General features: G+C 56.7%; 15 protein-coding genes. 9 read left to right on the forward strand and 6 right to left on the reverse strand.

What is annotated here, in order from left to right; all coding sequences use genetic code 11:
* Positions 1-97: 97 nt before the first annotated feature.
* From ilvC to SD425_RS06820, 9 genes are all read left to right on the forward strand, one after another.
* A complete protein-coding gene (gene ilvC, locus SD425_RS06780; protein ID WP_324676749.1) occupies positions 98-1,156 on the forward strand; it encodes a ketol-acid reductoisomerase in 1,059 nt (352 codons plus the stop codon).
* Between the two features lie 189 nt (positions 1,157-1,345).
* Positions 1,346-2,617, forward strand: coding sequence for a threonine ammonia-lyase IlvA (gene ilvA / locus SD425_RS06785; RefSeq protein WP_324676751.1), 1,272 nt, complete (start codon positions 1,346-1,348; stop codon positions 2,615-2,617).
* 269 nt (positions 2,618-2,886) lie between these two features.
* Positions 2,887-4,728: a DUF885 domain-containing protein gene (locus tag SD425_RS06790; RefSeq protein WP_324676753.1), complete on the forward strand. Its 1,842-nt coding sequence runs from the start codon at positions 2,887-2,889 to the stop codon at positions 4,726-4,728.
* A gap of 148 nt (positions 4,729-4,876) precedes the next feature.
* Complete coding sequence (locus tag SD425_RS06795) at positions 4,877-6,688, forward strand: DUF885 domain-containing protein (protein WP_324679499.1); 1,812 nt, start codon at positions 4,877-4,879, stop codon at positions 6,686-6,688.
* A 129-nt stretch (positions 6,689-6,817) separates the two neighbouring features.
* The gene (locus SD425_RS06800) at positions 6,818-8,650 is read left to right on the forward strand and encodes a DUF885 domain-containing protein (RefSeq protein ID WP_324676755.1); all 1,833 of its coding nucleotides are present in this window, start codon (positions 6,818-6,820) and stop codon (positions 8,648-8,650) included.
* A 101-nt stretch (positions 8,651-8,751) separates the two neighbouring features.
* Positions 8,752-10,338 carry a serine hydrolase gene (locus SD425_RS06805; RefSeq protein WP_324676757.1) on the forward strand — a complete coding sequence of 529 codons (1,587 nt, stop codon included), beginning with the start codon at positions 8,752-8,754 and terminating at the stop codon, positions 10,336-10,338.
* 178 nt (positions 10,339-10,516) lie between these two features.
* On the forward strand, positions 10,517-12,034 hold the full coding sequence (locus SD425_RS06810) for a serine hydrolase (RefSeq protein ID WP_324676759.1): 1,518 nt from the start codon (positions 10,517-10,519) through the stop codon (positions 12,032-12,034).
* Between the two features lie 181 nt (positions 12,035-12,215).
* On the forward strand, positions 12,216-12,770 hold the full coding sequence (locus tag SD425_RS06815; RefSeq protein ID WP_324676761.1) for a DUF4126 family protein: 555 nt from the start codon (positions 12,216-12,218) through the stop codon (positions 12,768-12,770).
* Positions 12,771-12,798: 28 nt separating this feature from the next.
* On the forward strand, positions 12,799-13,203 hold the full coding sequence (locus tag SD425_RS06820; protein WP_324676763.1) for a DoxX family membrane protein: 405 nt from the start codon (positions 12,799-12,801) through the stop codon (positions 13,201-13,203).
* Between the two features lie 83 nt (positions 13,204-13,286).
* Here SD425_RS06820 and SD425_RS06825 read toward each other — a convergent pair whose 3' ends face one another.
* The 6 genes from SD425_RS06825 to SD425_RS06850 form a co-directional block, all read right to left on the reverse strand.
* The gene (locus SD425_RS06825) at positions 13,287-13,676 is read right to left on the reverse strand and encodes a hypothetical protein (RefSeq protein ID WP_324676765.1); all 390 of its coding nucleotides are present in this window, start codon (positions 13,674-13,676) and stop codon (positions 13,287-13,289) included.
* A gap of 275 nt (positions 13,677-13,951) precedes the next feature.
* Positions 13,952-14,794 carry a phosphatase PAP2 family protein gene (locus SD425_RS06830; RefSeq protein WP_324676767.1) on the reverse strand — a complete coding sequence of 281 codons (843 nt, stop codon included), beginning with the start codon at positions 14,792-14,794 and terminating at the stop codon, positions 13,952-13,954.
* Positions 14,795-14,867: 73 nt separating this feature from the next.
* Positions 14,868-16,124, reverse strand: a complete 1,257-nt coding sequence (locus SD425_RS06835; protein WP_324676769.1) for a HAMP domain-containing sensor histidine kinase — start codon at positions 16,122-16,124, stop codon at positions 14,868-14,870.
* A 134-nt stretch (positions 16,125-16,258) separates the two neighbouring features.
* Entirely contained in the window at positions 16,259-16,936 is a 678-nt protein-coding gene (locus SD425_RS06840; protein ID WP_324676771.1) for a response regulator transcription factor, read from the reverse strand.
* 75 nt (positions 16,937-17,011) lie between these two features.
* Positions 17,012-17,431, reverse strand: coding sequence for an EamA family transporter (locus tag SD425_RS06845; RefSeq protein WP_324679501.1), 420 nt, complete (start codon positions 17,429-17,431; stop codon positions 17,012-17,014).
* A gap of 112 nt (positions 17,432-17,543) precedes the next feature.
* Positions 17,544-18,359: a phosphatase PAP2 family protein gene (locus SD425_RS06850; protein WP_324676773.1), complete on the reverse strand. Its 816-nt coding sequence runs from the start codon at positions 18,357-18,359 to the stop codon at positions 17,544-17,546.
* Positions 18,360-18,362 lie beyond the last annotated feature (3 nt).

Below are 18,362 nucleotides of genomic sequence, written 5' to 3' on the forward strand. Positions count from 1 at the left end.
GTTGCAACGACATCGTTCAACGATGCGCGAAGCAGGAGCTTCGCGCTACACCCAACACAGAAATCAACATTCAACCTTTACCTTTTAACCTTTCCCAATGGCAACCATCAATTTTGGCGGCGTAGAAGAAAACGTAGTTACCCGCGACGAGTTCCCCCTAGCAAAAGCGCATGAAGTTCTGAAAGACGACACGATTGCTGTCATCGGGTACGGTGTACAAGGCCCCGGCCAGGCCCTGAACATGCGCGACAATGGGTTCAACGTGATTGTAGGTCAGCGCAAAGACTCGGCTTCTTGGGAGAAAGCCGTGAGCGACGGCTGGGTGGAAGGCGAAACGCTGTTCTCAATCGAGGAAGCGGCTGACCGCGGCACCATCATCTGCAACCTGCTGTCGGATGCCGGCCAAATTGCCCTGTGGCCTACGCTGAAAGAGCGCCTGACTGCTGGCAAAACGCTGTACTTCTCGCACGGTTTCGGCATCACCTTCAACGACCAAACCAACATCATCCCTCCAGCTGATGTAGACGTGATTCTGGTAGCTCCCAAAGGTAGCGGCACCAGCCTGCGTCGCCTGTTCCTGGCCGGTGGTGGTCTGAACTCGTCGTTCGCCGTGTTCCAGGACGCTACGGGCAAAGCGTATGAAAAAGCTGTAGCCATGGGCATCGGTGTTGGTTCGGGTTACCTGTTCCAAACCGACTTCAAGAAAGAAGTTTACTCTGACCTCACCGGCGAGCGTGGCGTGCTGATGGGCGCCCTAGCCGGCATCATCGAGGCCCAATACCAAGTGCTGCGTCAGCGCGGCCACTCGCCTTCGGAAGCGTTCAACGAAACTGTAGAAGAGCTGACCCAGAGCCTCGTGCCGCTGGTTGGTGAAAACGGCATGGACTGGATGTTCAGCAACTGCTCGGTAACGGCCCAGCGCGGCGCCCTCGACTGGAAAGGTCGTTTCCGCGACGCTACCCTGCCCGTGCTGAACGAGCTGTACGACAGCGTAGCCTCCGGCGAAGAAGCCCGCCGCACCATCGAGCGTGGCTCGACCCCCGGCTACCGCAAGGAGCTGGAAGCTGAACTGAAAGAAGTACGCGACTCGGAGTTGTGGCAGACTGGCGCTACGGTGCGCCAACTGCGCTCGAAAACAGAAAACGTAGAAGCGTAAGTACAGGGGGAGCTAGCACTAGAAAGCTAGCTCCCCTCCTTTTTTAAGGAGGGGTTGGGGGGGGTCCGGCTAGAGCTAGAAAATTAGACCTAGTCTGTCGTTCAACGACAAGGAACCACCCCCAACCCCTCCTTGAAAAAAGGAGGGGAGCTTCTCGTTCTGACCTAGCTCCTTCAAAATAGTAACCCCATGGAAAATGAAGTAGCCCCGGTAACGGCAGCCGTTAGTTTGGAGCAAGTAGAAAAGGCGGCACGGCTGCTGAAAGGCGTCATTTACAAGACGCCTTTGCTGCAAAACCTAGGTTTGTCGCGCACCTACGAGGCCAATGTGTACCTGAAGCGGGAAGACCTGCAAGTCGTGCGTTCCTACAAGATTCGAGGTGCCTACAACAAGATGGCGACGTTGCCGCCGATTGATGGCGCCCGCGAAATTGTATGTGCCAGCGCCGGTAATCACGCCCAAGGTGTCGCCTACGCCTGCCACTCGCTCCAGCTGCCGGGGTATATTTTCATGCCGGCCAACACACCGGCGCAAAAGGTTGACAAAGTTCGCCTGTTCGGCAAAGACCAAGTTGAAGTGGTGCTCACCGGCAACACGTTCGACGAAGCTTTTCAAGCAGCCAAGAAGTTCTGCGACAGCCGCGGCAGCACGTTCATCCATCCCTTCGACGATCCGGCCGTGGTGGCCGGGCAGGCTACGGTGGGACTGGAAATTCTGAAAATCGCTACCGCGCCCATTGACTATTGCTTTATGCCCATCGGGGGCGGCGGCCTAGCTTCGGGCGTGGCGAGCGTGTTCAAGCAGATGAGCCCACACACCAAGCTCATCGGGGTGCAGCCAGAAGGCGCGCCTTCCATGCACAAGGCCTATTACGACCGTCAGCACGGCGCCCTTACCCAAATCGACAGCTTCGTGGACGGCGCGGCTGTGAAGTGCCCCGGCCTGCTGACCTACGAAATCTGCCGCGAGCTGCTCGACGAAATCGTGCTGGTGCCGGAAGGCCTTGTTTGCCAAGACTTGCTTAAACTCTACAACGAGGAAGGCATCGTGGTGGAGCCGGCAGGCGTGCTCAGCATTTCGGCGCTAAGCCAGTACAAAGACGAAATCAAGGGCAAGAACGTGGTGTGCGTGGTTAGTGGCTCCAATAACGATATCACCCGCATGGAGGATATCAAGGAGCGCGCCATGAAGTATCAGGGCTTGAAGCACTATTTCATGGTGACCTTCAACCAACAGCCCGGCGCCCTGCGCAGCTTCGTGAACAACGTGCTGCTGCCCGAAGATGACATCATCCACTTTCAGTATATCAAGAAGAATAACAAGGAGAAAGGCCCTGTGTTCGTCGGTATTGAGGTGAAGCATTCCGGCGACGAAGAAGGCATCAAGGCCCGCATGCTGGAGGAAGGCTTCTCGTTTGAATACCTGAACGGCAAGCCTGATTTCCTGGCGCTGCTGGTGTAGTTAGGTACCCGTTTTAGAATTGCCACAAAGCCCACCGCGGAGCAGTACCTAGGTATTGCTCCGCGGTGGGCTTTATCGTTTTGGTAGTTGTGTGTCGGCGGGTGTAGAGACACATACTTGTGTCTCGTCGTTGAACGACTTGCGGTGAAACGATTCAGATCAAACAACATCAGCAACGAAGAGACACAAGTATGTGTCTCTACACTGTTCTGAAAAAGCTAGGTCAAACTGCTTAGCTTTAACGCTCCACAACCTACTCCCTCGATTACATGAAAAGACTGGTCCTCATCGGGGCACTTGCCAGTTCCTTGCTGGCCGCTTGCAATCAGCAGAAGCAAGGAGAAAACGGCGCTGACGGCGACGCAAAGGCCCAAGACCTAGGTAAGCTGTTCGACGCTTACTGGGAAAAGCACAACAAGCTATTCCCGCTCGACGCCACGGCGCAGGGCGACAACCGCTACAACAACCTGCTCCCTAACGACCAGACGCACGCCTTCCGCGATACGCTGCGGGCCTATTACCAAAGCTACCTGGACAAGCTGAACGCCTTCGACCGCAACACCCTATCGGAAAACGACAAGACCAGCTACGACATCTTTCAGTATGAGATGCAAAGCCAAATTGCTGGCTTGAAGCTGAACACCTGGATGATGCCGTTTCAGCAGTTCTGGGGCTTGCCGATTAGCATGGGGCAATACGGCTCAGGCGCAAGCATCCAGCCGTTCAAAACCACCAAAGATTACGAAGATTGGCTAGGTCGGGTGAAAGGATTCCCGGTATGGGCCGACTCCGCCATAGCGAACTTCCGCAAGGGCATGGCCACGGGCGTGGTGCTGCCGAAGGCGCTAGTCGTGAAGATGATTCCGCAGATGCAGGCGTTGGTTGTGACGGACCCGACCAAGAGCCTGTTTTACGACCCGGTGAGGAATTTCCCCAAGGACATTTCGGCCGACGACCAGAAGCGCCTGACGGATGCCTACAATCAGGCCATTATGGCGAACGTGGTGCCGACGTACCAAAAGCTAGGTGCCTTCCTGAAGAACGAATACTTGCCGAAAAGCCGCACCAGCACCGGTATTGCGGCCATTCCAGGCGGTAAGGAAGACTACACGTACTACGTGAAGTACTGGACCACCACCGACAAGACGCCGGAGGAAATCTACGCGACCGGCCAGAAGGAAGTGACGCGCATTCGGGGAGAGATGGAGCGCGTGAAGGAGCAGGTCGGCTTCAAAGGTGATCTAAAAGCGTTCTTCGAGTTCATGAAGAACGATAAGCGCTTCATGCCCTACAAAACGCCGCAGGACGTGCTCAACGCCTTCGAGGACATCCATAAGCGTATGGAGCCGAACTTGAAAAAGATGTTCGGGCGCGTGCCGAAAACGCCGTTTGAGATTCGCCAGACGGAAGCGTTCCGTGCGGCGTCGGCGTCGGCAGAGTACAACCAAGGCGCGCCGGATGGCTCGCGGCCCGGCGTTTTCTACGTACCGATCTTGGATGCCAAGACGTTTAATACCACCTCGGGCATGGAATCGCTGTTCTTGCACGAAGCCATTCCGGGCCACCACTACCAGATTTCGCTGCAACAGGAAAGCACCGATTTGCCCAAGTTCCGCCGCTTTGCCAATTACGGCGCTATGGTGGAAGGCTGGGCTTTGTACTGCGAATCGTTGGGCAAGGAGCTAGGTCTGTACACCGACCCCTATCAGTACATGGGGGCGCTGGGCGACGAAATGCACCGCGCTATTCGCTTGGTAGTCGACGTAGGCATGCACACCAAAGGCATGACGCGCGAGCAAGCCATCAAGTACATGATGGACAACGAAGCCATCAGCGAGCAGGGTGCCACGGCCGAAATCGAGCGCTACATGGCCATTCCAGGGCAGGCGCTTTCCTACAAAGTGGGCGCCCTGAAGATTCGCGAATTGCGCAACAAGTACGAGAAGCAGCTAGGTGCTACCGACCGGGTGAAGTTGCGCGAAAAGTACAGCCATCAGCTGAATAGCCACTTCAAAATCAGTTCTTTCCATGATGAGCTGCTGAAAGATGGCGCCATGCCGCTTTCAGTGCTGGAGCGCAAGATGGACGCCTGGGCGGCAGGGGAGAAGTAGCCCTAGCTTTTGATATCGAACGGAGCAGCGGATCATCGATTCGCTGCTCCGTTACTTTAAAGCGCCTTTGCGAATTCACTTCTACTTTGCGTCTAACTGCCTTTGTGCCATGCGCATACAGGCTGCCAATCACCTATTCACTTTCTTGATGAAGCAACTATACTTCTCAGCCCTGGTAGCCGCTGCGTTAGCTAGCCCTGTTGCGGCGCAGCAAACCAAGCCGGCTGCTTCTAGAGCCGCCGGGTTCCAGTCTGTCGCGACGGCCTCGGGGCCGATGGCGACGCTATTTGATAGCTATTCGGAAGAGCGCGGCAAGCTATTTCCCCTGAACGCCACTAGTCAGGGCGACAACCGCTACAATGATCAGCTGCCCAATGATCAAACGCGCGCGTTCCGGCAACAGCAGCAACGCTTTTACCAGCAGTATCTTACTTCCTTGCAGAAGTTCGACCGGGCCAAGCTGTCGGCCGACGATCAGGTGAGCTACGACATCTTTCAGTACGAGATGCAGAACCGGCTCGAAGGTCTCAAGCTGAATACTTGGATGATGCCCTTTGCCCAGTTTTATAGCTTGCCCAACACGCTTGGGCAGCTAGGGTCCGGCACGGGGGCGCAGCCGTTCAAAACGGTGAAAGACTATGAGGACTGGCTGAGCCGGGTGAGCAAGTTTCCGGTTTGGGCTGATTCGGCCATCAGCAACTTCCGGCAGGGGATAAAGACCGGCGTGGTGCTGCCACGGGCGCTGGTGCTGAAGATGGTGCCGCAATTGCAAGCCCAAGTTACTGCCGACGCTACCAAAAGCTTGTTTTACGGGCCTATTACGCGCATGCCCGCTAGCTTCTCGGAAGCGGACAAAACGCGCCTGACGGCCGCTTACCAGCAGTCCATTCTTACCCAGCTGGTGCCGACTTACCGCAAGCTAGCCGACTTTCTGCAAACCGAATACTTGCCGAAAGCGCGCACCACGACGGGCCTAGCTGCCGTGCCCAGCGGTGCGGAAATGTACCGCTACCATGTGCGCCAGATGACCACCACCGACCGCACGCCGGATGCCATTTACCAAACCGGCCTGAGCGAAGTGAAGCGCATCCGCGCCGAGATGGAAGCCATCAAAAACCAAGTGAGTTTTAAGGGCGACTTGCCGGCTTTTTTTGCCTACCTGAACTCGGAACCAAAGTTTACGCCCTACAAAACGCCGGAAGAAGTGCTGAATGCGTTTCGCGCTATTCAGGCGAAGATTACGCCCAACTTGCCCAAGCTATTTGGCCGCACGCCCAAGTCGCCCTTCGAGATTCGGCAGACCGAAGCCTTCCGGGCCGCCACGGCTTCGGCCGAGTACAACCGCGGCACGCCAGACGGCTCGCGACCAGGCATTTTTTACGTGCCGATTCTGGATGCCACGAAGTTTAACACCACCTCGGGCATGGAATCGTTGTTTGCCCACGAGGCCATTCCGGGGCACCATTACCAGCTGTCGTTGCAACAAGAAAACACTGGCTTGCCGAAGTTCCGGCGCTTTGCTTCTTACCCGGCCTTTAGTGAAGGCTGGGCGCTGTATTGCGAAAGCCTAGGTCCAGAGCTAGGTCTCTACAAGGATCCGTACCAGAAAATTGGGGCGCTGGGCGACGAAATGCACCGTGCTATCCGGCTCGTGGTCGATGTGGGCATGCACGCCAAAAACATGACCCGCGAGGAAGCCATCAAGTACATGATGGACAACGAGCCAATTAGCGAACAAGGCGCTACGGCCGAAATTGAGCGTTATATGGCGCTGCCCGGTCAAGCGTTGGCCTATAAAACGGGCGCTTTGAAACTACGTGAGTTGCGGGCGCGCTACGAAAAGCAGCTAGGTACTAAGTTTAGCTTGCAGGCTTTCCACGACGAAATACTAGCGGGTGGCAGCATGCCGCTGGCGGTACTGGAGAAGCGCATGGACGCCTGGGCCGCCCGGCAGCGGTAGCTGCGCGCCAGCGTACCGAATAACCCGCGCCGTGAAATCACAGCGCGGGTTTTCCTTTTTCAATGCCTTGAAGCGTTGGGGTTTGTCCATTGCAGGTGGTAGTTTGCTTGCTGAAATAGAATTTATTCCATGAAAAACACTGCTACCCTCCTTCTTGCGGTAATGCTGTTGCCCGGCAGCATGGCCGTGGCGCAGACTCGAGCAGCCAAAAAAACAACTGCGGCGCCTAAGGCTATGGCATCAGCTGCTTCGCCGGTGGCATCGACCCCGCTGGCGTCCTTGTTTGAGTCTTACTGGGAAGAACAGGCCAAGCTGTTTCCCCTCGCGGCCACGGCCGAGGGCGACAACCGCTACAACGACCAACTGCCCAACACGCAAACCCGCACCTTTCGCCAGCAGGCGCAGCAGTTCTACCAGCGCTACCTCACGGATCTGAAGAAAGTTGACCGCGCCAAGCTCCCGGCTGAAGACCAAGTGAGCTACGACATTTTTCGCTACCAGCTAGAAATGGATCTTGCGGGCCAGAAGCAAATCGGCTGGATGATGCCCTTCGGTCAAACCGGCGGCCTGCCGCAAACTATGGCTCAGTACGGCTCCGGCAACGGCGCGCAGCCTTTCAAAACAGTGAGGGACTACGACAACTGGCTTAACCGCGTGCACGGCTTCACGGCATGGGCCGATTCGGCCATGGGCAACTTCCGCAAGGGCATGGCCCAAGGCGTAGTGCTGCCGAAAGCGCTTGTCGTGAAGATGATACCGCAGCTAGACGCCCTAGCTGCGGCCGACCCCACTAAAAGCGTATTCTACGGCCCTATCACCAAGCTGCCTGCTAGCTTACCGGCTGCCGACAAGGAGCGCCTAACCGCAGCCTACCAACGCGCCATCAGCACCGAACTGGTGCCAACTTACCAAAAGCTCAGCGCCTTTCTGAAAAACGAATACTTGCCGAAAGCCCGTGTTACCTCGGGCTTCGGCGACCTGCCCGGCGGGCCGGAAGCGTATCGCTATGCCGTGAAGTCCAGCACCACGACCGACAAAACGCCGGAAGAAATTTATCAGACTGGTTTGAGCGAAGTGAAGCGCCTGCGCACGGAAATGGAGCGGGTGAAGCAGGAAGTGGGTTTTCAGGGCGACCTGCCGGCCTTTTTCGCTTACATGAAAAACGACCCGAAGTTTCGGCCCTACAAAACGCCGCAGGAAGTGCTCGATGGCTTCGAGGCCATTCATCAGCGCATGGCGCCCAACCTCAAGAAGATGTTCGGCCATGTGCCCAAAACCCCGTTTGAAGTGCGCCAGACCGAAGCCTACCGCGCAGCTTCAGCTAGTGCTCAGTACAACCGCGGCTCGGCGGATGGCTCGCGGCCGGGCATTTTCTACGTGCCCATTCTGGATGCTACGCAGTACAACGTGACGTCTTTGCCGCCCATGGAGGACGTATTTTTGCACGAGGCCATTCCTGGGCACCACTACCAGATTGCGTTGCAGCAGGAAAACACCAGCTTGCCCAAATTCCGGCGCTTTGGCGGCTACAGCGCTTTTAGCGAAGGCTGGGCTTTGTATTGCGAGAGCCTAGGGAAGGAGCTAGGTCTGTACACCGACCCTTACCAATACGTGGGCTCGCTGGGCGGCGAAATGCACCGCGCCATCCGCCTGGTGGTAGACGTAGGCCTGCACGCTCGCGGCATGACGCGCGAGCAGGCCATTCAGTACATGTTAGACAACGAGGTTATCAGCGAACAATTGGCCACGGCTGAAATAGAACGCTACATGGTTTCGCCGGGTCAGGCCCTGAGCTACAAAACAGGCCAGCTCAAAATCAGGGAGATGCGCGCCCGCTACGAAAAGCAGTTGGGTGCCAAGTTCAGCCTAAAAGATTTCCACGATGAGTTGCTAGCCGGCGGCTCGATGCCCCTCGCTGTGCTGGAACGCAAGATGGACGCTTGGGCGGCTAAGCAGAAATAACAGCATCGCAAGCAACGCGCAGTAGTCCACCTTTTAGCCCAACGCAGGCCTGAAGCTAGCTAGTGAGAAGCCCAGGATTATAATCTTATACAACGCTTTCTATGTTCCGAACCTACTTACTGAACCTAGGTCTGGCTTTACTGACCGCGCTGCCCGTCGCTGCGCAAATGGCTTCGCCAGCTACAACGCCCCTCGACGTAGCCGGCGTCGATGCGGTCGTGGCGCGCACGCTCAAAGAGTTTGACGTACCAGGTATTGCCGTGGCGGTCGTGAAAGACGGGCAGGTAGTAATGGCGAAGGGCTACGGCGTGCGCTCCTTGAACACGAAGGTGCCGGTAGATGCCAACACGCTTTTTGGGGTGGCTTCCAATACCAAAGCCTTTACGGCCGCAGCCCTAGGTCTGCTGGTGGAAGCGGGCAAACTGCGCTGGGACGATAAGGTGACCGACTACATTCCGGAATTTCGCTTGTACGACCCCTATGTGACGGCCGAGTTCACTATCCGTGATCTGCTTACCCACCGTAGCGGCCTAGGCCTAGGTGTTGGGGACTTGATGTTCTTTCCCGACTCGACCGATTTTACCATTAAAGACGTCATTCATAACCTACGCTACTTCAGGCCGGTGTCGTCGTTTCGCAGCAAATACGACTACGACAACAACCTCTACCTAGTCGCTGGGGAGATAGTCGCGCGCGTATCGGGGCAGCCGTGGGGCGATTTTGTGGAAGCACGCCTACTAAAGCCCTTGGGAATGACGCACAGCGCTCCCAACTATGGTCGCTTATCTGACCTAAGCAATGTGATTGATGGTCACGCTTCCTTCGACGGCAAAGTACACGTGGTGCGCCGCGACTTAGGTACGGTGGGTGCGGCCGCCGGCGGCCTCTACACGAGCGTAAACGAGCTAAGCCTGTGGGTACGGATGCTGCTCGGCGGCCCCGGCGCGCCGGCCCCACTGCTGAGCCCGGCCGTGCAACGGGAGATGTGGACCCCGCAAACCATCTTACCCGTGAGCCCGGCACCTTCGCCTTACAACACGCACTTTGCCGCCTATGGCCTAGGTTTTTTCCTGCGCGACGTACGCGGTTATAAGGAGGTGTGGCACACGGGCGGCGAAGTCGGGATGGTGACCAAAGTGACCATGTTGCCCGAACTGCACCTCGGCATCATCGTGCTGACCAACCAGGAAGTAGGCGCGGCTTTCACCGCCGTTACCAACCACATTGAGGATCATTACCTAGGGCTGACAGGACTGGATCGGGTGCAGGAAATGGTGGACCTCACCAAAGCTCGTCGCGCCGGCGCCGACCAAACCATGGATGCCGTGTTGAAGCAAGTGGCCGTGGCGCAAAAAGCCTCGAAGAAACCCGACTACTCGCCGTATGTTGGCAGCTACCGCGACCCGTGGCTGGGCGAAGTGACGGTGTATACACAAGGCAAAGACTTGTGGCTGAAAGCGAAACGTTCGCCGCGCCTGAGGGGCCAGCTCTTGCCCTACCGCGGTAGTACCTACGTCGTGCGCTGGCGCGACCGAAGCTTCAACGCCGACTCGTACGCCGCCTTCATGCTGGACGAACAAGGCAATGCGGCAAGTATCAAAATGAAGCCGATTTCGCCGCTCACCGATTTCAGCTACGATTTTCAAGACCTAGACTTGCAGCGAGTGGCAGCCAATTTGGCGCACTAGTGTCGCTGCTATCGGCTTACCAAAGCTCCTACTAACCTAGGTTTAAAACGTAGGCTATGGAGCGCCTCAACAGATTGTTTACCTGCATTGCCCATTCTTTCCTATTTGCTATATGTGCCGAGTTTGTGTAATTGCCTGGGTTTTAACAACAATTATGGCGTTGCCGGCCTTTGCCCAAATGGCAACCCCGCCCACCACGCCCCTCGACGTAGCCGCCGTGGATGCCGTAGTAACGCGCACCCTAAAGGCATTCGATGTGCCGGGTATCGCAGTGGGCGTAGTGAAGGACGGACAGGTAGTAATGGCCAAAGGCTACGGCGTGCGCTCTTTGAATACGAAGGTGCCGGTAGACGCTAACACCTTGTTCGGCATTGCTTCTAATACCAAGGCCTTCACCACGGCGGCCCTTGGCTTGCTGGTCGATGAGGGTAAGCTGCGTTGGGACGATAAGGTGACGGATTATATTCCTGAGTTTCGCCTGTATGATCCGTACGTGACGGCCGAGTTCACTATCCGTGACCTGCTCACCCACCGCAGCGGCCTCGGCCTAGGGGTCGGTGACTTGATGTTCTTTCCCGACTCGACTGACTTCACCACCAAAGACGTTATTCACAATCTGCGCTACTTCCGGCCCGTATCGTCGTTTCGGAGCCAGTATGCTTACGACAACAACCTTTACATCGTAGCGGGCGATATTGTGACGCGGGTGGCCGGGCAGCCCTGGGCAGAGTTTGTGGAAGCACGCTTGCTGAAGCCACTTGGTATGACGCACAGCGCTACCAGCTTTTCGCGCCTGCCCGATGCCAGTAACGTCATTGATGCTCACGCAGTAGTTGATGGCAAAGCGCAGGTAGTGCGCCGCGACCTAGGTACGCTGTGGGCACCGGCGGCTTGCATGTATTCCAGCGTGACGGATTTGAGTTTGTGGGCCAAAATGTTGCTTGGTGGACCAGGTGCGCCTCCTTCCTTGCTCAGCGCCAACGTGCAGCGCGAAATGTGGACGCCGCAAACCATTCTACCCCTGAGCCCGGCGCCGACGCCCTACAACACGCACTTCTCCGCCTATGGCCTAGGTTTCTTCCTGCGCGATGTGCGGGGCTACAAAGAGGTGTCGCACACGGGCGGCGAAATTGGGATGGTAACGAAGATGACGCTGTTGCCGGAATTGCACCTGGGCATTATCGTGCTGACCAACCAGGAAAACGGCGCGGCTTTTACGGCCGTGACTAATGCCATTGAGGACCACTACCTAGGGCTAACCGGCCTCGATAGAGTGCAGGAAATGGTAGACCGCCGCAAGAGTAGCGAATCGGATGCGGATAAAGTGCTGGCAGCCGTATGGAAACAAGTGGCCGTGGCCCAGAAAGCTACTCCGAAACGCCCCGACTACTCTGCCTACGTGGGGCGCTACCACGATGCGTGGTTTGGGGATGTTATCATCGTGCAACAGGGCAAAGACTTGTGGCTGAAGTCGCAACGGGCGCACCGCTTGGTGGGGCAACTGTTGCCGTACCGCGGCAGCACCTACGTAGTGCGCTGGCGCGAACGGAGCTTCAATGCCGACGCGTATGCTGCCTTCACGCTAGATGAGCAAGGCCGCGCCGCTGGCCTGAAGATGAAGCCTATTTCGCCCCTCACCGACTTTAGCTTCGACTTTCAAGATCTAGACTTGCAGCGTGTGGCGCTAAAAGACTAAGTACAGATGCGCTAATGCAAAACGTACACGTCAGACAAAGGCTGCTCGCAAGGGCAGCCTTTGTTGTTGGAAAAGCCTGAGCAGGCGATAAAGAAGCATAAGCCAAAATCTTGCTTGTGGCCATCGGTCGAGTTTATGCGTTAAGAGCTTACTCCTTTTACATGAACTAAACGTTACTTATATGGCAACCAAATTCTGGCAGGCAATAGGCCTAGGTGTGCTGGCCGGCATGCGCAGCATGACGGCTCCGGCCCTACTCAGCCACTCTCTCTCGAACAATCCCACAAAGAAGCTAGGCAAGTCGCGCCTGCGCTTCATGCAGTCGCCCACCACCGCCAAGGTGCTAACGGTAATGGCCGGGGGCGAAATAGTGGGCGACAAGCTACCGAACGCTCCTGATCGAACGGCACCACCCGTATTAGGGGGGCGCATTGTGTCGGGGGCCTTGGTAGGTGCCGCTACCTACAAAGCCTCGGGCGGCAAACCGCTGAAAGGAGCCTTGCTCGGCAGTGCTGCTGCCATTGCCTCTACCTACGGCATGTTGGCGCTCCGCAAATACCTAGGCAAAGCTACTGGCTTACCCGACACGGTGTGGGGCATCACGGAAGATGCAACAACCATTACAAGCGGTTTAGCACTCTTGAAGGACCCCGCCTACGCAAAGAACAAGGCCCGCGAAGCAAAGCGCAAAGACGTGAAAAAAGCCAAACGCCCACGCCTTGCCAAGACTAGCTAAGTAGCTCGTTGCGCTGGCCTGATTCGCTATGAAACTAACCAATTCTGAGCTTGCCTTCGTACTAGGGCGGCTCTTGCTCGGCATCAACTTTCTTGGGCACGGCTTGGTGCGCATTCCAAAGCTAGGCGCGTTTCGTGCCGGGCTGGTAAAGCAATTTGCCGCTACCTGGCTGCCTTCGGTGTTGGTGGAGTTGTTTGCTACGGTGCTGCCGTTTGTGGAATTTGGTATTGGGTTGCTGCTCCTGCTAGGGTTGTTTACGCGGCCAGTGCTGGCGCTCGGCATGTTTGTGCTGATGGCGCTGGTGTTTGGCAGCAGCCAGCAGGAAAACTGGGATGCGGTAGGAACGCAGATGATCTACGGCATCTTCTTCCTCTTGCTGCTGCGTCATGCGGAGCACAACCGCTACTGCCTAGATGCGCGACCTAGTAGCTAGCTTGTCTGCTTAATCAGCTAAACGAAAGGCCTGCGAAACGCTAAGTTTCGCAGGCCTTTCGTTTAGCTGATTAAGCAAGCCCTTTATTTCTGAGTAGGTTGTTGCGAAGCGGGCGTCGATTCGTTAGAGTTGGTGCCGTTGCCGTTAGTCGACTTTTGGGGCGGCGAGTTGAGCACGCCGCTAGGTGCTTGGGGCGAAGTGGCGCTGTTGCCACTAGGTGCTGATTCGAGCTGGGCGTCAACGGAGGTACCTATGTCGGCGGCCGAGCCTTTGCCGGCTGGCGGCTGCACGTTCTGGCGGTAGTTGATGCTGTCGGCGTAGATTTCCATTTTGCGGGCCGGTGGCGCGCTGCTAATGTTAAAATCATTCACGCGTTGGGGGTCGACGCCGGGGGTGTAGCGCGAGTCACAAGCCGAAAGCGTAGCCGTGGTGCCAAGGAATAAGGCCAATAGTAAGTGCGATGGCTGTTTCATTGAAGAAAGCATAGTTGATGAAGGAGAGAGAGCACAAAGCGGTTGTACGGGAAACTGGGCAAAAAGAGGCACTGATGTGAATTTTTCGCTCACGTGTGCTGCCTTGGCTTCCTTTGAGGAGATAATTGCCTTCGGTAAACCTAGCTCCACTGTGCCCTCATAACGCGAATGACAGCGGCATTCCATAGCAGTTTCATCTATGATTCAAGTCTTTTACGGAGCTTGCTAGGGTTCTTCTGGGTGTTAGCCAGTTTCGCAGGGCAAGGAAGAACCTACTAACGCAACGTTAGGGCAAAGCTGGCGCCAACGGCTCCATTCACATACAGTGGCATTACTAGTACCCGGCTACCTAGGTCAGGGCGCTTGATAATTTTGAAAGCCGTGCGCCGCAGCAACGGATAAACCCAAAAAGCGGCTTCCGTAGAGAGAATGCCCACGCCTGCCCCGGCTACTACATCGGAAAGCCAGTGCCGCTCTTTCAAGATGCGTAAAGCGCCGGTAGCCGTGGCCACCGAGTAGCCACCGATGCTGTACCAGATACTGTGGGCGCCGTACTCTTTGTGCAGGAAGGTGGCTGAGGCAAACGCCGCACTAGTGTGCTGGCTCGGAAACGAATCGAAGGTGCTGCCGTCGGGACGGCGCACGTGGGTGAGGCGCTTGAGGTTGCTGGTCAGGCCATCATTAATGGTTTTGGCCATAAAAAAGATGATCCCTTGCTCCAGGGTATTATGCTGGCCATGAACCCCAACGATGCTTAAACCTAGGCTCGTGTAGGCCGGAACGTAGCGCAGCTGGTCTTCAATATTGGTGTGCACCTGCGGCATATGCTCCCGCACTTCGTCGTGCACGGCTTCATCGGTTTCTAGCATGTCGACCCGCTCCGTGGTGAGGGCGCCCGCCCCGATAAGCAGGCTAGGCACTAACAAAGCGCGCACAACCGGCTTTTGGCGCCACGTATTGAGTCGTTGGCTGAAGCGAGTAGTAGCTACTGGTGCGCTGCCAAGGCTGTCGGCAAGTTCCGGCACTTGGGCCGCTGCTCTAATGCTAAGCAGCAGCAAGACGAGTAAACTGAAAAGCCGGGTAGGCGCGTACGCCTTCCGTAAAAGTTGCACTTGCACTGTTCTCCTCCAGAGGTTATTGGCTTGTCTGGCAGTTTACTAGTCGATTCTGGAGAAAATCTGGACAAGCTGCTCAGAAACGCACGCGTAATAGGTGACGTACTGGCGCGGGCGTAACGCGGTAGGAAAGGGCAAAGCCGTAGTACTGGCAAACCTGCTGCACGATGGACAGACCTAGGCCCGGCGAATCGGAGGTGGTGCGCAGCTTTCGAAACCGCTCGAAGAACTGCTCCGGGTTGTCCGTGGGTAGCGCCGGGCCACAGTTTTCTACTTCCAACGCTTCTGCTGTGAGGGTCACGCGCAACTCGCCGCCTCGGAGGTTATGCTTCACGGCATTTTGCAGCAAGTTGCCAACCAACGAGTCGGCCAGGGCAGGGTGAAGGTGCAGGGTCGGTATGCTCGGCATCATTACCGTCACCTGCAGCTCCTTGGCCTCGATGAAGTCGCGCAGGTGGTGGAGCTTCTCGGTGAGCAGCTGGTCGAGGCGGACGGGTAGGGCGCCGGGAAATTGTCGGTTCTCGATTTTACTTAGCAGCGTAAGGCCTTGGTGTAAGCGCGAAAGGCGAAGCGTGGCGCCGTAAAGGTCGCCTAGCAGGGGCGCAGCCGCGGGGTCGGCTAGGGCCGGCAGCTGCATCAGTTGCTCAAGTTTAGCCTGCATGATGGCCAGCGGCGTTTGGGTTTCGTGTGCCGCATTCTCAGTGAATTCCTTCAGTGTTCGGTAGTCGGCTTCGAGACGGGCGCTCATCTGGGTAAGCGCTAGGTTCAGTTCCGCAAACTCCGCAATACTCGAAGCAGGCAGACGAAGCGGTTGGTGCTGGGCTAAGTCGTAATGACGCAGCGCTGCCAGGGTATGGCGGAAAGGTGACCACAGGCGACCCGCCAACCAACGGTTCAATCCTACCACACCCAGTAGCAACAAGGCGAGCATCAAGCCGAGCACCGCCACTACCAGCTTGAGAATATCCTGTGTTTCCAACAGCGACTTGCGCAGCGTCACCCAGCGCGTACCATCAGGATCGGGCACGGCAAAGACAAACTGCCGGTGCGGCACCAGTGCCTGATCCAGCATGTCCAACAGCAATGTGTCGCTGAAGCCTAGCCTAGTGGGGCGCGTGCGGTGGATCGTGGGTGGCTCGGCGAAGGGCAACGCCGAGGCCGTACCACTCCGCTGCGCCCGACGCAGAATAAACGCCTGCTGATTTAGTAGCTGTTCATCTACCTCGTGCCGCAGTGCGCGTTGCAGGCCCCCATAAAACAGCAAGCCACACAACACAAAAAGCCCCGCACTCAGCCCTAAGTAGTAGCGGTTGGTGGCGGTGAGCAGTTTCATAGTGCAATGGCTTCGGAGTGGAGCTGCAAAATCTTGCGGTTCCTAATTGAGCAACAAATGCTAGGTGACTTGCCTATTATTCCCAGCTAAACAATAGCAGCAACGATTGAGACACAATTATGTGTCTCTACAACCTAGCTCACGTTCAGCTTATACCCTAGCCCGTAGATTGTCTGAATGTAGTTGTCGGCGCCTTTCTCCTGGAGCTTTTTGCGCAGGTTTTTCAGGTGCGAGTAGATGAAATCGAAGGAGTCGGCGGTGTCGGCTACGTCGCCCCACAGGTGCTCGGCAATTGATTCTTTAGTGAGTACCCGGCCTGGATTAGCCAGCAAGTAAAGCAGCAACTCGTACTCCTTGCGGGTGAGGGTGAGCGGCTGGTTGTGCACCAGCACCAGCGCCTGATCGGGGAAAATAGCTAGGTCGCGGAACAGCAAGTGGCGCTGCCCCTGGAACTGCCGCCGCCGGATGAGGGCCTTCACGCGGGCGTTCAGTTCGGAGAGGTGAAAGGGCTTGGCTAGGTAATCGTCGGCACCTAGCTCTAGGCCTAGTATTTTGTCATCCAAGGCGTCGCGGGCGGAGAGAATGAGTACGCCAGCGGCAGAGCCATCCGCTTTCAGCGTGCGCACAATATCGAGGCCGTTGCCGTCGGGTAAGGTAAGGTCGAGCAGCACGCAGTCGTACTGGTAGAGCTTCACTTTCTCGTGTGCCTGCTCGTAGGTGGCTGCCGCATCGCACACGTACCCATCCTGGCGCAGGTAGTCGATGAGGGCAGTGCGCAGCGGGGCTTCGTCTTCGATAATGAGCAGTTTCACGGGGAATGACTGAGTGGCTGAGTATTACTAAAACGCTCTAGGGTGTGTTCTTGTGCCCGCACCTAGGTGCCGAAGCTATTTCCAGAGCACCAGTACCAGCGTGCCTGCTAAGATAAGGCCAGCGCCGATAGCCGTTTGTATGGTCAGCTTCTCTCCCAAGAACACGACTGAAAGCCCGATAGCCAGCGCTACGCTCAGCTTATCTACGGGCGCTACCTGCGACACTTCGCCTAGTTGCAGGGCCCGGAAGTAGCAGACCCACGACAACCCCGTCGCAATGCCCGATAAGCCCAGAAACAGCAGATTGGTGCGTGATAAAGTCGTAAGATGCTGAGTGCCGCCCCGAAAATACGCAATACCCCACGCTAGCACCAGTATCACGGAAGTCCGTATGGCGGTAGCTAGGTCCGAGTCAACGCCTTTCACCCCGACTTTGGCCAGGATGGCGGTAAGGGCCGCAAAAAAGGCAGAAAAGAGCGCGTATATCCACCACATAGTTAGGTCTTGATAATCAGGTGAAAGGGAGAAAAGCAAAGAACGTCAGGCTACTACAGAGCCTGACGTTCTAAAGGGTAGAATCAGAAGGAGGTAGTGTGTTGCTGTAGCATTACAGCTTCCAGGTCATGCCGAGACCAGGGGCGCCCTGCTGCCACGTGGGCATGATGTTCATGCCAGTGGGCATAAGAGGCTTGCGGCCCCAGCGGTTGCGGTGTGTGAGGTAGCCTAGGTGCGCCGACAGAATGCCGAAGCCCGCGCCAGCTACCACGTCGCTTTGCCAGTGCTTGCTGTTGATCATGCGCAAGGCCGCCACGCTGGTGGCAATGGCGTAGGCCCCAACACCATACCACTGGCTTTTGTCGCGAAGCTCGTTGTGTACAATGCTGGCAGCCAAGAAGGCCTGCGCCGTGTGCCCCGACGGAAACGAAAGCATATCGGAGTTATCGGGCCGACGGATCTTAGTCAATGACTTCACGATGAAAGTGCTGGAGAGCATAATCAGCTCGCTTTTCAGCACCACCAAACCGATGTTGATATTGTCGTTTTTCGACTCTACCCCGGCGAGGAGCACACCACCTAGCTCCAAGTAAGGTGCAATGATCAGGATGTTATCGAGGTGCGTACGGAAAGTGGGGAACAGCTTATGAATGTCACGGTTGGCTTGGTAGCTGCTGTACAACCCATTGCCGTTGATGCAGGTCGCACCATAGGTGATCATCAGGGCCGGTACAATGGTAGCCTTCACTAACTTACCCTTGTACCAGGGCACCAGCGGCTTAGGGGTCGAAACGCCGCCTGGATTTTCGTACTTGTGGGTGGTGTCGGCAGCGGCCGGGGATGTGGGTAGTACTTGGGCGAGCGTCGGCGTGAAAGTGGCCAGCCACAAGGCCACTCCAACAATACTGCGAGATAGAAAAGAGCGCATGAG

The organism is Hymenobacter sp. GOD-10R (assembly GCF_035609205.1).
Taxonomy (GTDB): Bacteria; Bacteroidota; Bacteroidia; order Cytophagales; family Hymenobacteraceae; genus Hymenobacter.

Excerpts from the sequence above, each read along its gene's own strand:
- SD425_RS06815 (WP_324676761.1), top strand. The coding sequence starts at position 12,216 with ATGGCAACCAAATTCTGGCAGGCAATAGGCCTAGGTGTGCTGGCCGGC.
- SD425_RS06810 (WP_324676759.1), top strand. The coding sequence starts at position 10,517 with ATGGCAACCCCGCCCACCACGCCCCTCGACGTAGCCGCCGTGGATGCC.
- SD425_RS06805 (WP_324676757.1), top strand. The coding sequence starts at position 8,752 with ATGTTCCGAACCTACTTACTGAACCTAGGTCTGGCTTTACTGACCGCG.
- SD425_RS06790 (WP_324676753.1), top strand. The coding sequence starts at position 2,887 with ATGAAAAGACTGGTCCTCATCGGGGCACTTGCCAGTTCCTTGCTGGCC.
- SD425_RS06820 (WP_324676763.1), top strand. The coding sequence starts at position 12,799 with ATGAAACTAACCAATTCTGAGCTTGCCTTCGTACTAGGGCGGCTCTTG.
- SD425_RS06835 (WP_324676769.1), bottom strand. The coding sequence starts at position 16,124 with ATGAAACTGCTCACCGCCACCAACCGCTACTACTTAGGGCTGAGTGCG.
- SD425_RS06825 (WP_324676765.1), bottom strand. The coding sequence starts at position 13,676 with ATGAAACAGCCATCGCACTTACTATTGGCCTTATTCCTTGGCACCACG.
- ilvC (WP_324676749.1), top strand. The coding sequence starts at position 98 with ATGGCAACCATCAATTTTGGCGGCGTAGAAGAAAACGTAGTTACCCGC.
- SD425_RS06850 (WP_324676773.1), bottom strand. The coding sequence starts at position 18,359 with ATGCGCTCTTTTCTATCTCGCAGTATTGTTGGAGTGGCCTTGTGGCTG.
- SD425_RS06845 (WP_324679501.1), bottom strand. The coding sequence starts at position 17,431 with ATGTGGTGGATATACGCGCTCTTTTCTGCCTTTTTTGCGGCCCTTACC.
- SD425_RS06800 (WP_324676755.1), top strand. The coding sequence starts at position 6,818 with ATGAAAAACACTGCTACCCTCCTTCTTGCGGTAATGCTGTTGCCCGGC.
- ilvA (WP_324676751.1), top strand. The coding sequence starts at position 1,346 with ATGGAAAATGAAGTAGCCCCGGTAACGGCAGCCGTTAGTTTGGAGCAA.
- SD425_RS06795 (WP_324679499.1), top strand. The coding sequence starts at position 4,877 with ATGAAGCAACTATACTTCTCAGCCCTGGTAGCCGCTGCGTTAGCTAGC.